Source organism: Pleomorphovibrio marinus, assembly GCF_003347495.1.
In the GTDB taxonomy this organism is placed as follows: domain Bacteria; phylum Bacteroidota; class Bacteroidia; order Cytophagales; family Cyclobacteriaceae; genus Pleomorphovibrio; species Pleomorphovibrio marinus.
Map to the genome: position 1 here is coordinate 262,236 of NZ_QCXY01000002.1, position 15,524 is coordinate 277,759.

Consider the following 15,524-nt stretch of genomic DNA (forward strand, 5'->3'; position numbering starts at 1 on the left):
AGCAACATGAGCAACAAAGGAACTTCGATAGTGGCATTTATGTTTGGCGCTGGTATAGGCGCAGTATTTGGTGTTTTATATGCCCCAGATGCGGGAAACAACACCAGGGACAAACTGACGTATAAACTGACCAAGTACAAGAGTGAATTGGAGGAATTGGTGAAGGAATTGATGGAGGGCAAGGATTTACCTGCCAATCAAGCCAAATCCGAGGGAAATAAAGTGATCTCCGAGGCCAAAACCAAGGCGGAAAACCTCTTGAACGACGTGAACAAACTAATAGATCAGATCAATCAGGAAAACAATAATTAAAAAGAAATGATTAAAAAACTAAGTATTGTGGCATGTGCTGGAATAATAATGGCCATGTGGGTAGGATGCAGCGAAAAAACAGATGAAAAAGATGAGCGCATAGCCGCTTTGGAGCAGAAAATTTCACAAATGGAGCAAAATCAAGTGGTGGCTCCTTCTAATGCCCAAAGTGTGCAGGCAGCAGATCCCGGTACTGTGGGTGCTTTTGATTTTGAGACTACAGAATTTGACTTTGGTACCATCAGCGAAGGGGAAGTAGTGGAACATGTGTTCAATTTTAAAAACAAGGGAGAAGCACCTTTGGTAATTTCCAATGTGCAGGCTTCCTGTGGATGTACTAGTCCAGAGTGGACCAAAACACCCATTAAACCCGGGGAGGAAGGCTTGATCAAAGTGGTGTTTAACTCCACCAGTAAGACGGGTGTGCAGAGCCCAACGGTGTCTGTCACTGCCAATACATCCCCAAATGTAACGCGATTAAGATTAAAAGGAACCGTAAACCAAAAGACAGCTTCCGCAGCCAGGCCTGTAGAAGGACCCGTTAAGAAATAAAAAAAGATGTTTAATTTTATATTGTTACAAGCAGAGGGTGCTGGTGGAGGCATCATGGGTCAGGTATTCTTGTTTGGGAGTATCATTTTGATCATGTATTTTTTCATGATCCGGCCCCAACAGAAAAAACAAAAAGACACCAACAAATTCATAGAGGAAATAAAAAAAGGAGACATGGTGGTGACGGTGGGAGGAATTCACGGTAAAGTTTATGCTGTGGAGGGAGACACCGTAATGGTGGAGTTGGAAAAAGGGATGAAGATCAAGGTGGAAAAGACCGCGCTTTCCTTAGAATACAGCAAGAAATATAAAGAAACGAAATAAAATAGCATTGAGCAATTTCCGAAAGTTTTTCAAAAAACTTAAACCGGAGAAATCCTCCAACATCAAAGTGGTAGTTCTGTGTGTTTTCACGGCTACCACTTTTTGGGTTTTAAATGCCCTCAATAAGGAGGATTACAGCACAATAGTAAGTCAACCAATAAGAATCGAATATAATCAAGAGGAATTTCAGGCCGTGGAGGAACTTCCGGGATACGTTCAGATAGAAATTCACGGGAATGGCTGGGATTTGTTGAGAAAATATTTCCAATTTAATGTAACCCCATTTGTTATTGAATTGGAGGATCCGTCGCGAAATGGTTATGTGCTGACCAGGGATGTGCGGAGGGAGCTTACTGAAGTTATTGCCCCCACCCAATTGGTCAATATTGTCCAGGATTCTATCCATTTTAAGGTGGATAGGTTGGTTACTAGAAAAATCAACGTGGTAGTAGATACTACGGAAAATACCTTGGCCCAAAATTTCAGATATGCTTCCCCAATAAAAATTGATCCCGAAGTAGTGGCAGTAAGAGGGCCGATTTCCATTGTGCAATCTCTGGAGGGCCAGCTTTTATTGGAACTTCCGGACGACGAGATTAAAAGTAATTATTCCAAACTGCTTCCGCTGACCGTTCCCAGAGACAAGAGGTCCTTTTTGAGTCTGGAGGAAGAAACGGTCCAGGTTGATTTTGAAGTGGTGCAATTTGTAGATGGCAGCAAGCGTCTAACTTTGGAAAAGAAATTCTTCCCCGCAAATGTAAGTGTGGAGCAAGAGGATATTTCCTCAGTGATGTTATTCTATCTGGTGGATGAGCGGCACCTGGAAGATTTGGAGAAACTAGACCTGCAAGCGGTATTGAACTTTCATAATCGCAACAGGGAGGACAGCACGGTGAATGTGTCCCTGAATCTAAATCCAAATTACCTTGAAATACAGAGCTTTGTGCCCGAGAAATTCAAACTGATTTATGAGTAAGGACACTCCTTATTTGGTAGGGATCACCGGAGGGATAGGTGCCGGAAAGACCACCGTTTCCAAGGTTTTTAAGGTGTTGGGGGCACCTCTATATAATGCGGATGAGAGGGCCAAATGGCTTATGGAAAACGATGAGAGCTTGAGGGCAGGCATCCTGGATGGTTTCGGAAAGGAAGCCTATCATGAGGATGGTAGATTGAACCGAGTTTTTCTAGCTGCAAAGGTTTTTTCCGATTCGACGCAAACGGAAAAAATAAACGCAATGGTTCACCCTGCGGTTGGTCGGGATTTCAGGGACTGGTGCCTGGGGAAGTCCTATCCCTATGTGCTAAAGGAGGCTGCACTGCTGTTTGAAACAGGATCTTACAAGGACCTGGACAAAGTTCTTCTTGTCACCGCACCTTTAGAAACCAGAATAGAAAGGGTACTGTCCAGGGACCCGCAAAGGACAAGGGAGCAGGTTCTGGATATTGTGGAGAAACAATGGGATGAATCAAAAAAAAGAGAACTTTCCGATTTTATAGTTGAAAACTGCAACAAAAGTATGCTGCTACCCCAAATTCTGAAAGTGCACCAAAAGCTCTTGTCTTATTCTGAGGGAAAACGAGCCTAAAAGTCTTCCAAGCTGATTTGGTCCAAATAGAACTTCATTCGGGAATGGCTGGGGTTTAGAAAGTCGATCTTGTCAATGCGGTCGTGTTTGTGGTTGTAAAAGACTTCCACATATTCCCTTCCTAGAAGATAGAGATTTATTTTGTAGGCATAATACCTTATACCCACTACAAAAGTACCCTCCGTGTAGAGTTTATTGATTTTTTTGTGCAAGGAAAGTTTTCTAAAATCTTCTTTACTCATCTTTTTCCCTGAAATGCTTTGCTTCTTTCGATTGATAACGGTAATAAAGGGGTGAAGGTATTTTGGGAAAGTGATAATCCGATTGAATTGGGTAATCCCCATTCCATGACTCTAAAATAAGTATTTTTTTATAATATGCCGAATCCAAGTGGCTAAATGCGAGAGAGGACTTAATAGAAAAAACAGTCAATTTCCCTCCAAAATGTATTTAATTTTGAAACTATCTCGTTCCTGATTAATATTGGAAATATCATTTATCAAATTGTTTTTATGAATACAAAATCATTTCTTAAACCTTTTCATTTAATTTGTTTTTTAGGGGTAGTCCTTACTTTTGGTTCCTGCTCTTCAGCGAGGAAGATCAGAAACCAAAACATCCAGCAGGTAGTAGAAACGGCCAAGTCCTTTCATGGCACACCATATCGATATGGAGGGGTCAACCGTTCAGGGATGGATTGTTCTGCTTTGGTTTACCTTTCTTTTAGTAGTGTGGGTGTCACACTGCCCAGAACTACAGACGAACAAAGCAAAGTCGGGAAAAAAGTTTCAAAAAGGAAGCTGAGACAAGGGGACGTAGTTTTCTTTGCCACTGGAAAACGGAGGAGAAAAGTAACTCATGCGGGAATAGTAACTCAAAGAACTGGGGGAGGGATTCAGTTCATCCACGCTTCCACAAGTTTGGGGGTGACCGAAGACAACGTATTCTCCTCTTATTGGTCTCGTCGTTTTATCAGAGGTAGACGGGTTTTTTAGCCAAATAGTTAGTGTTTTGATGAAATCGAGCCTGCCTGGACGGCAGTCAGGCATGACGAAAACGTCACACACTGGGATGATTATAGATTGCGAGATTCCCCCGAAGCGAGTTCCCCGAATCAAGTTCGGGGCAGGCAGGGGCAGGCTATATGGCCTATAAAAAGCAAATTATAATCATATGAAACGAGGCTTAATAGCCACTTCCAAATCAATTCTCGGAAAACAGCCCAAAGTCGTGTACTTTGCTGAAATTTGCGGGGAAACAGCATTAATTATTAAAACATCCTTTGGTATTAAGCAATATTGACTAATTTTGCACCCGCATAAGTATAGTTCCTTTTCATCTTAAAAAACTAAAATGGCAAATACTGGTAAGATAGCCCAGGTAATTGGTCCTGTGGTTGACATATCCTTTGAAGGAGGGGTGTTGCCAAACATCCTTGATGCGCTTGAAATCACAAAAGAAAACGGGCAGAAGGTAGTTCTTGAAGTGCAGCAGCATCTTGGGGAAGACCGTGTTAGAACCGTTGCCATGGATTCCACAGAAGGCATGGTAAGGGGTATGGAGGTGTTGGATTTGGGTACCCAGATTTCTGTACCTACCGGAGATGGAATCAAAGGTCGGCTTTTTAATGTGGTTGGTGAAGCTATTGATGGCTTGCCCCAGCCTAAGTCTGACACAAGGCTGCCTATTCACAGGTCAGCTCCAAAATTTGAAGATTTAACTACCTCAACTGAGGTTTTATATACCGGTATTAAGGTGATTGACCTTATTGAACCCTATGCCAAAGGGGGTAAAATCGGCCTCTTCGGTGGTGCCGGGGTAGGAAAAACAGTATTGATCCAGGAATTGATCAACAATATCGCCAAAGCTTATGCAGGGCTTTCTGTTTTTGCGGGTGTAGGCGAGAGAACCAGAGAAGGAAACGACCTCCTCAGGGAAATGATCGAATCGGGAATTGTGACCTATGGAGATGATTTTGTTCATTCTTTGGAAACAGAAGGAGGCTGGGACCTTGCCAAAGTGGATTTGGAAAAATTGCAAGATTCCAAAGCAACCTTTGTGTTTGGTCAGATGAATGAGCCTCCTGGAGCCCGTGCACGGGTAGCACTTACCGGACTTACCCTGGCAGAATATTATAGGGATGGGGAAGGTGAAGGAGCAGGAAAAGATATTCTCTTCTTTATTGACAATATTTTCCGTTTCACCCAAGCGGGATCAGAAGTGTCAGCTCTTTTAGGTAGGATGCCTTCTGCGGTGGGTTATCAACCTACTCTAGCCACAGAGATGGGTGCCATGCAAGAAAGGATTACCTCCACAAAAAATGGTTCTATCACCTCTGTACAGGCCGTTTATGTGCCAGCAGATGACTTGACCGACCCTGCACCAGCCACCACTTTTGCCCACTTGGACGCCACTACGGTACTTTCAAGGAAGATTGCGGAATTGGGGATTTACCCTGCTGTGGACCCTCTGGACTCCACATCTCGAATCCTTGATCCTGAAGTTTTGGGAGATGAGCATTATGACTGTGCGACTAGGGTAAAGGAGGTTCTGCAAAGGTACAAGGAATTACAGGATATTATCGCCATCTTGGGTATGGAAGAGCTTTCAGAAGAGGACAAACTGGTAGTACACAGAGCAAGGAGAGTTCAGCGTTTTCTTTCCCAGCCTTTCCATGTGGCAGAACAGTTTACCGGACTCAAGGGTGTATTGGTAGATATCAAGGATACCATCAAGGGATTCAACATGATTATGGATGGGGAGCTTGACCATCTTCCTGAGGCGGCCTTTAATTTGGTGGGCACCATAGAAGATGCCGTTGCCAAAGGAGAGAAAATGCTCGCTGAAGTTAAATAAACTGAAAGAAAAGTAGGGGAGGTATCCTAAAGATACCCCCTTTCACAAATAAGGGATATGCAATTAGAGATCATTACCCCCGACAAAAAAATATTTGAGGGAGAAGTATCGGAGGCCAGTTTCCCTGGTGCCGAGGGTTCTTTTCAAGTGCTTAAGAACCATGCCCCTATCATTTCGGGATTGGCAAAGGGAAAAGTTTCATTTACCGATGCTAAGGGCAAGCATGTAATGATAGTAGATGGAGGTGTAGTGGAAGTCAAAGACAACCATATCATCGTGCTGGCTGAAAAAGTGATTTTATAAGGACGAGAAGGAATTTAAATAGTAATAGCCCCAGGTTGGGGCTATTTTTTTGCTCCTACAATTTGATTTTTTGTTCCTAAAGTAACTCCTACTATACTTGTGAAGGTCGAAAACCTCGATGCTTCTTATCTTTGTTAAAAATTTCTGAAACCAGATGGAATCAAAGCGATATTCCTATCCGAGTATTTGGTGCGATTAAAAAATCGAACTGCTCTAGGTTAGAGAGGTGCCTCGCCATCATTTTCCCAATTTTCATCCAGTTTGCCCTCGTAGGTGTCAAAATCCTTGCAGTCACAATATTTACATGGAAAGGGACAGAGATCAGGCTCATATTGGCAAAACTCCACGTGTATTTCCCCTTTATCCACGAGGATTTGCTCAGACTCCCAATAATCACGCAGAAACTTATACCGCAGGTGTGGAGGTAATTTTTTCGGGAAATCAGGGAAGAAATTATAGGAATGCCACAATTTGAGCATTTCATTGTAAAGGCAAGCCGCTTGATAGGATTTCAATTTCTCCAAAGGTGGCAAAACGACTTTATCGATACCAAAAATGACAGAGAGTTTTTGAGGCATCCCGTTTACGTATTGGTTTACAAATGCAAGGTCTTCCAATCCGGATTCGGAGGTTTCATCCTTATGGTTTTCCCAAAATGGGCCTGGAGCAGGGACCTTTTTTGCCGACTCCCTGAAATCTTCTATAAGCTGTTGTATATACTCTTCCATATATCGAAAATTTAAGTCAAAATGGGATGCACGACCTTTCCGTGTACATCTGTAAGCCTAAATCGCCTACCTTGGTGCCTAAAGGTGAGTTTCTCGTGATCCACTCCCAATAGGTGTAAAAGTGTAGCCTGAAAATCATGTACGTGTACAGGGTTTTCAACGACATTATAGCCAACTTCGTCTGTTTCTCCGAAAGAAAAACCTTTTTTTACCCCTGCACCTGCCATCCACATCGTAAAACAGTTAGGATGGTGGTCGCGTCCATAAGTTTCCTTGGTTAGTCTTCCCTGTGAATAGCTGGTCCGCCCAAACTCTCCACCCCATATCACCAAGGTGTCTTCCAGCATTCCCCTTTGCTTTAAGTCCTTCACTAAAGCTGCTGTGGGCTGATCCATGGAATTGCACATGGTTTTGATGTCCTTGGGTAAATTGCCATGTTGGTCCCAACCCTTGTGGTAAAGCTGAATGAACTTGACGTCCTTCTCTGCCAGCCTGCGGGCCAAAAGACAATTTGCGGCATAAGAACCGGGAATTAGGACTTCTGGCCCGTACATGTCCAGAATGTGCTGGGGCTCCCCAGATATGTCCATAGTTTCCGGAACCGAAGTTTGCATCCTAAAGGCCATTTCGTATTGAGCTATTTTTGAATGGATCTCCTGATCGCCACTTTGTTCAAAACTGCTTTCGTAGAGTTCCTTGAGATGATCCAGGTAGCGCGAGCGGTCCTTGGCATCTACTCCGGGTGGATCATTGAGGTAAAGGACTGGGTCTTTTCCTCCCCTAAATTGCACCCCCTGATGGAGAGAAGGGAGAAAGCCATTTCCCCACAATCTCCCATATATTGGTTGCGCCCCTGTCCTTCCATTGGATACCAAAACGCAAAAGGCTGGAAGGTTTTCGTTGTCACTACCCAATCCATAACTTACCCAAGAGCCTATGGATGGCCTCCCAGGTTGCTGAAAGCCAGTCTGCAAAAAGGTGATGGCAGGATCATGGTTAATAGCTTCGGTGTACATGGATTTGACCAGACACATTTCTTCTGTAATTTCGGAAAGGTGCGGTAGCAGCTCGCTCACATAAATACCCGTATCCCCCCTTTGCTTGAAGGAGAAGGATGACCCCACCATAGGAATGGATTTTTGTCCCGCAGTCATTCCTGTTAGCCGTTGCCCCATCCTCACCGATTCCGGTAGTTCTTCACCGTTTCTTTTTATAAGTTCGGGTTTGTAATCAAACAGTTCCAGTTGGGATGGCCCCCCACTTTGAAAAAGATAGATCACCCTTTTTGCCTTGGCAGGGAAGTGGGTGCCTCCTAAACTCCCGCTAAAAGGATCCTTACTGGCGGTGGCAACCTTTGGATGGATCAATGACCCTAAGGCAATTCCTCCCAGACCTAATCCCGCTTTGGTCAAAAACTCTCGTCGGTTATATCTATTAATATTGTCGCAAAGATCTGCCATTTTGGTTTGTCTTATTGTTTGGTATAAAAGTCGTAATGGTTAAACATCAAGTTGGAGACCATGGCTAGTGCGGCTGTTTTTTCAACGGGCAACTTCTGGTCGCTTGGGTATTCGCCCACACGGAGTAATTTTCGGGCATCTTCCAAGGAACTTGAAAACCGTTCCAACTCCTTTTCATAGAGGTTCATTAGGGTAGCCAATTCTTTTTCGTTGGGGTTTCTGCTTAGTGCCCTCATGAATCCATATTGGATCTGGTCTTCTACCCTGCTTCCTCCTTCTTTTTGCATTCTCTCGGCCAATATACGGGATGCCTCTACCACCTGGGGGTCGTTCATTAGCACCAGTGGCTGAAGGGGTGTACTGGTTTCCTGCCGCATTACGGAGCATTCCTCTCTGTTGGGTACATCAAAGGTGCTCATGGCTGGGGGAGGAGATGTCCTCCTGATAAAGGTGTACATACTTCGCCGGTAGAGGTCGTCCCCTTTGTCTTGGATATATTTTAACAAAACATGAGAGAACTCCCCCTTTTCTTCCCAAAGCCCTTCTGGTTGATAAGGCTTTACGCTTGGGCCGCCTATTTTGGGGTTGAGCAAACCACTTGCCTGTAAATAGGCATCACGGATAAACTCCCCGATAAGGCGATGCCTGGCACCCCTTGCCAATAAGATATTGTTGGGGTCTCTTTCCAGAAGGTCAGGGCCAGGAGTCGATTGCTGCCTGTAGGTGGCAGACATCACAATTTTCTTGATTAAACCCCTAAGGTCCCAACCCGATTCCATAAATTCCACCGCCAACCAATCCAAGAGTTCAGGATGGCTTGGCAGTTCTCCTTGACTCCCAAAATCATCCACAGTATTGACGATTCCCCGCCCAAAAAGCTGGTACCAGTACCTGTTTACCGCTACCCTGGCCGTAAGCGGGTTATCTTGGTGGGTAAGCCAAAGTGCGAGCCCCAACCTGTTTCTAGGCCATTCCTCCTTAAAATCAGGTAATACCTCAGGGATATTAGCCTCCACAGGTTCGGTGGGTAAATTGTATTCCCCTCTGTCAAGGATATAGGTAGTCCTGGCATGTTGACTTTCCTGCATTACCATTACTTCATCCACTTTGTTCATGACTTCCAGCCATTGGAATCTTTCTTGTTGTAGTTCCTCCCTAAGCTTTTGCCAATTTGCATTACGATGTAGATTGTAATGGGACGACCAAGTGGATTTATCTTCAGGCAGTGCTGCTCCTGCCAAGGATGCGACCTCGATCTCGGACAATTCCCTGTTATAGATGTAAAGCTCGTCTAGGCTTCCTGGAAAAATTCCATCATCCCCACTGAAAACCCTATAACTCCTGGCCAAGCGCAGAGGCCTTTCCACTTGGATGTACCTATTGTCCACAGGAATTATGCTTTTGTAGAGGTTATCAATAAGTGTGGTGGTGAGGGCAGGCTTTCCATTGATATAAACCCCCACTCCATCCGCTTTTCCTGAGCCATCATAGGTAAATGCCAAATGTGTCCAACTATTTACTGGTAGACTTTCTTCAGAAATAAGGGAAATACAATTATGAGGCAATGCATGGATGATCCTTATGGAAACCCTGTTTAGGCTGTCAAGGGTCATTTCGTAACCTCTCCAGTAATTGTTTTTGTTACCGGAGTTGCCTAAGATACCTCTGAAGGGTTCTATGGTTTCAGGGTTAACCCAAATCGCATAGGAGAATGGTTCGTGGAGTTCAAACAACCCCTCCCCATCTAATTCCAAAATGTCGTAATCATGCTTAAACCGCAAGCTTTTCCCGATGGCCCCTTCTTTAGACTCCGGGGATCCGCTTACCCTCATCGCTTGTTTTTTGAAGCGGTCATAGGTTTTACCTTCATTATACCCCTCAAGTTCAAAATGCGCCAACAATCCTTTTTGCAATGTTTTTTCTGGGGTAAGGTCTTTATAGGTTTGTGGAGGATTGAATCCCACCTCGCTTGCCTTTAATTTTTCCTCCAGCAGAAGGATCCTTTTTTTGATTGCCAATATTTCCTCTTCTTGTTTCTCGTCCATGAAGAGCATCATAGGCCCTGCATTGCCGTCATCCCCTGTCATTCCCAGTTCCTCCACATTATTGTAAAAGGCAGCAAGGCTGAAATAATCTTTTTGGGAAACAGGGTCAAATTTGTGGTCATGACATCTGGCACATTCCATGGTCAAGCCCAAAAGTGCCTTGGAAGTGGTCTCTGCACGGTCAAAAACATACTCCAATCTATATTCTTCATCAATAATGCCCCCTTCCGCTGTCATTTGGTGATTTCTGTTAAAAGCAGTTGCCAACACCTTTTCCTTATCGGTATCTGGCATCAAGTCCCCGGCTATTTGCATTTGTATAAACTGGTCATAGGGCATATTCTCTTTGAAGGATTTGATCACCCAATCCCTCCATGGCCACATCATCCGGTATCCGTCTGCATGCAAACCGTGCGAATCCGCATACCTGGACACATCCAACCAATCCAGCGCCATGCGTTCTGCATGCGCACTCGATGCCAATAAATGGTCTACTGCCTTTTCATAAGCATCAGGAGACGAGTCCTTTTGATAGGAATTCATCAGTTGCTCGTCTGGCAAAAGCCCCGTAAGGTCAAGGCTTATCCTCCTCAAAAGGGTCATTTTATCCGCCTCTTGGGAGGGGGACATACCTTCAGACTCGAGTTTTGCCAATACGAAGTGGTCAATTTCATTTTTGGGCCAGTCCGGATTTTGGAGGGTTGGCAGTTCGGGTTTCGTAGGTTTAATGAAAGCCCAATGGGGTTTATACTTTGCCCCTTGTTCAATCCACCGCACCAAAATAGCCTTTTCTTGTGTGCTAAGCGTTAGGTTGGTTACGGGGGGTGGCATCATATATTCGGGGTCTGAAGATATAATCCGGCCATAGACTTCGCTTTTAGATAGTTTGCCTGGTTTAATGGCTGCCTTCCACCTGTTTCCCTCCAATGCCGCATAGGCACCTTCCTCCGTATCAAGCCTAAGCCCTGCCTCTCTTGTATTGGGGTCAGGTCCATGGCAGGAGAAGCAACGATCCGACAGTATGGGTTTTACATGTAGGTTGTAATCAATTTCTGAAGGTAAAGTGGATGCTGCGTTCTTAATTTCTTCGGGTTTCTCTATACCACAACTGGAAACCATCCATACCAATAAAAAGGATATTCGGTAAAGGGTGTAAGTAGGTAGAATAATTATGGGTTTTTGCTGCGCTTCCATTGGAGAAATATTTGGCAAACTTCTGCTAAAATTGATTAAAATTTTTAAAAAATCAAGGATAGCGTATTAAAAAAATTTATTGTAAAAATTCAATTTTAATTTCTGCCGAAGGATCCTCAAATCCCGTAACCCAATTCCGAATTTCCAAACGTAAATTATTGATGAATAATGATTTGAGTATTTTTTTTAATTATTGAAAGAAATATATTTTTTTTCCTTAATACAGGAAGGTATTTCTCATGAAAAAATATATCTTGTAAATGGATGCATATATTTCTATAAATTAACGTTTCATTAACATATTTTGACACTTTGAGGTAAAAGTGTCGAAGTTGTATTTATCGCCTATTATTACCTAAATGCTGTAAAGTAAAAAATGTTAAAATATTCGAATCAAACCAGATTGCTGGTTTCAGTGGATTGCATAGTTATTGGATTTGACGGTCAGGAGTACAAATTGCTGCTCGTACAAAAGGGGAGTATTGCCGAAAAGGAAAAATGGAGTGTGATGGGTGGCTTTTTGCAACCCAGTGAAACGCTGGAACAGGCGGCTTCTAGAGTGGTTTTGGAGCTTACGGGCATAAAGGATGTGTATTTGGAACAGCTATGTGGTTTTAGCGACCCAAATAGGGATCCAATTGAAAGAATATTGGGGATGGCCCATGTAGCCTTAGTTGACATCAAAAAATACGAGGACCAACTAAGTGATGAATATTTGGCCAAATGGTTCCCAATGAATAATTTACCTTCCCTGGTATTGGATCATAGGGAAATGGTAAACATGGCCTTGAATAAATTAAGGTACAACGCGGCGTTACATCCCATACTATTTGAGCTTTTGCCAGAAAAGTTTACCCTTCCCCAACTGCAAATTTTATATGAGGGGCTATATGATATCGTTATAGACAAGAGAAATTTTTCCAGAAAGGTGCTTTCTACGGGAATAATCAAGCGTTTAAGCGAAAAAGACAAATCCAGTTCAAAGAAAGGAGCCTACTATTATAGGCTAATGAAAAGGAACTACAAAGAGAAATTCAACAAGGTTTTGAATTTCATTCCAAAAAACGAAATCCCCAAAAACATCCCCAGTGTAATTGGCTAATGTTTAATCCTGACCATAATACGCCCCTTCACCATGTTTACGGTCGTAATGCTTGTTTATAAGAGAGTCTTTTAACCGAAATGCATAAGGGTTTATTTGAAGAGTCAAATGTGCCATTTTAGCTATTTCCTCAAGAACCTTACTGTTGTAAACCGCCTTTTCTGGAGATTTGCCCCAAGAAAATGGGCCATGATTGCCAATTAGTACCATTTCGACTTCCTTGTACGACAATCCTTTATCCCTGAAACAGTCAATGATTTGCTGGCCGGTGGAATGCTCGTAATCTTCCGAGATCAATGCATCCGCCATAGGAGGGGCACAGGGAATGTCGGCAGTAAGGTGGTCGGCATGCGTGGTTCCGAAAATTGGAATATCCCGCTGTGCCTGTGCCCAAGCTACCGCGTAGGTGGAATGGGTATGTACTATTCCCCCAATACTTTCCCAAGAGCGATAGAGATAGGCGTGGGTTTTGGTATCGGAACTGGGCCTTTTTTTCCCCTCCACGATGTTATTCTCAAAATCAACGATTATGATGTCCTTCGCTTTTAATTCCTCATAAGGTACGCCACTAGGCTTTATGGCAAAGACCCCTCTATCCCTATCTACTGCACTGACATTGCCAAAGGTGTATACTACCAAGTCTAACTTTGGCAATTCTAGATTTGCCTCGTAACATGTTTCCTTGAGAGTTTTAAATTTGCTCATTGATCCTTTTCTTTGGTTCTAGTGATGCAATTTACCATTACTAGAGGCCTAATGCCAAATTTCCCTTAAATTTTGTGTGGCTTGATACCTTCGGGCTTAAGTTTATTGTTTTGTCCAATGTGCAAAGGTGTAAATCACTTTTTTGGGGTACTTATATGGCAATCAATTGGGGATTGTGTGCCCGGAATTTTTTAAACCAGTAAATTTTTAAGATAATAGCTGATTAAACCGAAAAGACAATGAAAGTTTATACTAAAAAAGAAGTCTGGTTTATTACCGGAAGCCAGCACCTATATGGAGAAGAGACATTGGCCCAGGTGGGGAAACATGCCGAGGAGATTGCAAGGACTTTGGATCAAAGTGAACAAATACCTTTGCAGGTGGTATACCAGCCTATAGTAACCCGACCGGAAGAAGTTTACGATACCATCATGCGAGCCAACCAGGAACAGGCCTGTGTGGGCATCATAACATGGATGCATACATTTTCTCCTGCAAAAATGTGGATCAGGGGACTAAAATCCCTCCAAAAGCCCATGCTGCATTTGCATACACAGTTTAATAGGGACATCCCTTGGGAAAGCATAGACATGGACTTTATGAACTTAAACCAGAGTGCACACGGAGATAGGGAGTTTGGGTTTATGGTCTCTAGGCTTAGAATGGAAAGGAAGGTGGTGGTAGGCCATTGGCAATCCGCCAAGGTGAGTTTGGAGATAGGTAAATGGAGTAGGGCAGCGTGCGGATGGCAGGATTGGCAAGGAGCCAAATTTGTTCGTTTTGGGGATAATATGCGCCAGGTGGCTGTCACGGAAGGGGATAAGGTTGCCGCAGAAATGAAGTTTGGGTTTTCGGTAAATACCCACCCAGTAAGTGAATTGGTGGCTAAAATAAACGAAGTTTCAGGCAATCAAGTAGAAGAATTAGTCAAACTCTATGAAAAAACCTATGACCTTGCTGAGTCACTCACAGCAAAAGGAGCAAAGAGAGATGCTTTGCTGGAGGCTGCAAAGATAGAAATAGGCTTGCAACGTTTTCTGGAAGAAGGAGGATACAAGGGATTCACTGACACTTTTGAGGATCTGGAAGGTTTAAAGCAGTTGCCGGGAATTGCCGTGCAGCGCTTGATGGCCAAGGGCTATGGTTTTGGTGCGGAAGGGGACTGGAAAACTGCGGCATTAGTGAGGGCAATGAAAATCATGGGTAAAGGCCTCGAAGGGGCAAATGCCTTTATGGAAGACTATACCTATCACTTTGACCCGGAGGATAGCCTTGTTTTGGGCTCCCATATGCTGGAAGTTGACGAAGCCTTGGCTGAAGGAAAGGTCAGATGTGAAGTACACCCTTTGGGAATTGGAGGAAAAGAGGATCCGGTTAGGTTGGTGTTCAATGTTGGTGAAGGAGCAGCGCTAAATGCCGCCCTTATGGACATGGGCAATCGCTTCAGGTTGTTGGTAAATGAGGTAAAGGCAGTTGCTCCTAAAGCATCCCTTCCTAAATTACCTGTGGCCCGTGTACTTTGGAAGCCATTACCGGATATGGAAACGGCATGCAAGGCGTGGATTCTGGCTGGTGGAGCACACCACACCTGTTTTAGCCAAAATTTGGATCTGGAGGTTTTGGAGGACTTTGCTGCTATGGCAAACCTGGAACTCTTAACGATAGATAAGGAAACTGAATTCAGAAAGTTCAAAAAAGAAATCCAATGGAATGAAATCTATTATAAAAATATGGAAGGGATAAACTGAAAAAACCCGGCTTTAAGCCGGGTTTTTTTAATTAAGCATTCACTTCGACTAGTTTGATGTCAAATATTAAATCTTGCCCTGCAAGAGGGTGGTTGGCATCCAAGGTGATTTTTTGTTCGTCCACGTGAACTACCTTAACCGGGGTTGGTTGGCCGGCTTGATTTTGAATGGATAAATCCATCCCTACCTCTGGTTTGATTTCAGGTGGTACCTGTTCAACGGGTACGTCCAACATCATATCATCCCTTTTATCTCCATAGGCTTCTGCACATGGGATAGTCACACTTTTATCGTCACCTTCGGCCATTCCCTGAACCGCAGAATCAAATCCTTTGATCATTTTGCCGTCACCGACTATAAATTCTAGGGGCTCCCTTTCTGCAGAGCTGTCAAATACAGTTCCATCCTTTAGTTTACCTGTGTAATGTACCTTTACAGTATTTCCTTTACTTGCAACAGACATAAATTAATAAATTTTGATTATAAGGTTAAAGGTAAGAATTTTTGATAGCTATAAAAAATTTGGGACTGCCTGATTAAAACAGTGTCCGAACATGTACGATTATTGTTCAAATTCGTACACGTTATTACTTGCTTTATCTTCAA

16 protein-coding genes are annotated in these 15,524 nt (G+C 43.5%); 10 read left to right on the forward strand and 6 right to left on the reverse strand.

Translation table 11 applies throughout. The features are described from left to right. The first annotated feature begins 6 nt into the window (after nucleotides 1-6). Genes DB520_RS07095 through coaE form a run of 5 tightly spaced genes read left to right on the forward strand, consistent with a single transcriptional unit; the run spans nucleotide 7 to nucleotide 2,777 of the window. A complete protein-coding gene (locus tag DB520_RS07095) occupies nucleotides 7-312 on the forward strand; it encodes a YtxH domain-containing protein (RefSeq protein ID WP_114749001.1) in 306 nt (101 codons plus the stop codon). Nucleotides 313-321: 9 nt separating this feature from the next. Continuing rightward, nucleotides 322-864 carry a DUF1573 domain-containing protein gene (locus DB520_RS07100; RefSeq protein ID WP_449421219.1) on the forward strand — a complete coding sequence of 181 codons (543 nt, stop codon included), beginning with the start codon at nucleotides 322-324 and terminating at the stop codon, nucleotides 862-864. Between the two features lie 6 nt (nucleotides 865-870). Continuing rightward, on the forward strand, nucleotides 871-1,188 hold the full coding sequence (gene yajC, locus DB520_RS07105) for a preprotein translocase subunit YajC (RefSeq protein WP_114749002.1): 318 nt from the start codon (nucleotides 871-873) through the stop codon (nucleotides 1,186-1,188). Nucleotides 1,189-1,195: 7 nt separating this feature from the next. Next, nucleotides 1,196-2,164, forward strand: coding sequence for a YbbR-like domain-containing protein (locus tag DB520_RS07110; protein ID WP_114749003.1), 969 nt, complete (start codon nucleotides 1,196-1,198; stop codon nucleotides 2,162-2,164). Beyond that, entirely contained in the window at nucleotides 2,157-2,777 is a 621-nt protein-coding gene (coaE, locus tag DB520_RS07115; protein WP_114749004.1) for a dephospho-CoA kinase, read from the forward strand. Before DB520_RS07110 ends, coaE begins: the two co-directional genes overlap by 8 nt. On the opposite strand, the gene DB520_RS07120 is transcribed toward coaE, so the two are convergent. Further along, the gene (locus DB520_RS07120; protein ID WP_114749408.1) at nucleotides 2,774-3,019 is read right to left on the reverse strand and encodes a hypothetical protein; all 246 of its coding nucleotides are present in this window, start codon (nucleotides 3,017-3,019) and stop codon (nucleotides 2,774-2,776) included. The two genes, coaE and DB520_RS07120, sit on opposite strands and share 4 nt — an antisense overlap. A 270-nt stretch (nucleotides 3,020-3,289) precedes the next feature. On the opposite strand from DB520_RS07120, the gene DB520_RS07125 reads away from it, so the two are divergent. The 3 genes from DB520_RS07125 (at nucleotide 3,290) to atpC (ending at nucleotide 5,936) form a co-directional block, all read left to right on the forward strand. Next, entirely contained in the window at nucleotides 3,290-3,772 is a 483-nt protein-coding gene (locus DB520_RS07125; protein ID WP_114749005.1) for a C40 family peptidase, read from the forward strand. A gap of 358 nt (nucleotides 3,773-4,130) precedes the next feature. After that, nucleotides 4,131-5,633 (forward strand): F0F1 ATP synthase subunit beta, encoded by a 1,503-nt coding sequence (gene atpD, locus DB520_RS07130; RefSeq protein WP_114749006.1) that lies wholly within the window; start codon nucleotides 4,131-4,133, stop codon nucleotides 5,631-5,633. Between the two features lie 57 nt (nucleotides 5,634-5,690). Further along, the gene (atpC, locus tag DB520_RS07135) at nucleotides 5,691-5,936 is read left to right on the forward strand and encodes an ATP synthase F1 subunit epsilon (RefSeq protein ID WP_114749007.1); all 246 of its coding nucleotides are present in this window, start codon (nucleotides 5,691-5,693) and stop codon (nucleotides 5,934-5,936) included. Between the two features lie 218 nt (nucleotides 5,937-6,154). Here atpC and DB520_RS07140 read toward each other — a convergent pair whose 3' ends face one another. From DB520_RS07140 to DB520_RS07150, 3 genes are read right to left on the reverse strand one after another with little or no spacing between them, the layout of a single operon-like run. Further along, nucleotides 6,155-6,664 (reverse strand): hypothetical protein, encoded by a 510-nt coding sequence (locus DB520_RS07140; protein WP_114749008.1) that lies wholly within the window; start codon nucleotides 6,662-6,664, stop codon nucleotides 6,155-6,157. An 11-nt stretch (nucleotides 6,665-6,675) separates the two neighbouring features. Further along, complete coding sequence (locus DB520_RS07145; protein ID WP_114749009.1) at nucleotides 6,676-8,124, reverse strand: DUF1501 domain-containing protein; 1,449 nt, start codon at nucleotides 8,122-8,124, stop codon at nucleotides 6,676-6,678. A gap of 11 nt (nucleotides 8,125-8,135) precedes the next feature. Further along, nucleotides 8,136-11,363: a DUF1553 domain-containing protein gene (locus tag DB520_RS07150; RefSeq protein WP_232834876.1), complete on the reverse strand. Its 3,228-nt coding sequence runs from the start codon at nucleotides 11,361-11,363 to the stop codon at nucleotides 8,136-8,138. 376 nt (nucleotides 11,364-11,739) lie between these two features. On the opposite strand from DB520_RS07150, the gene DB520_RS07155 reads away from it, so the two are divergent. Continuing rightward, nucleotides 11,740-12,465 (forward strand): NUDIX hydrolase, encoded by a 726-nt coding sequence (locus tag DB520_RS07155; RefSeq protein WP_114749010.1) that lies wholly within the window; start codon nucleotides 11,740-11,742, stop codon nucleotides 12,463-12,465. Between the two features lie 3 nt (nucleotides 12,466-12,468). On the opposite strand, the gene DB520_RS07160 is transcribed toward DB520_RS07155, so the two are convergent. Beyond that, the gene (locus tag DB520_RS07160) at nucleotides 12,469-13,170 is read right to left on the reverse strand and encodes an L-ribulose-5-phosphate 4-epimerase (protein WP_114749011.1); all 702 of its coding nucleotides are present in this window, start codon (nucleotides 13,168-13,170) and stop codon (nucleotides 12,469-12,471) included. A 239-nt stretch (nucleotides 13,171-13,409) separates the two neighbouring features. Here DB520_RS07160 and araA point away from each other — a divergent pair, with 239 nt between their 5' ends. Next, nucleotides 13,410-14,918 (forward strand): L-arabinose isomerase, encoded by a 1,509-nt coding sequence (gene araA / locus DB520_RS07165; RefSeq protein WP_114749012.1) that lies wholly within the window; start codon nucleotides 13,410-13,412, stop codon nucleotides 14,916-14,918. Between the two features lie 31 nt (nucleotides 14,919-14,949). Here araA and DB520_RS07170 read toward each other — a convergent pair whose 3' ends face one another. Then, entirely contained in the window at nucleotides 14,950-15,381 is a 432-nt protein-coding gene (locus tag DB520_RS07170; protein ID WP_114749013.1) for an FKBP-type peptidyl-prolyl cis-trans isomerase, read from the reverse strand. Nucleotides 15,382-15,524: the final 143 nt, after the last annotated feature.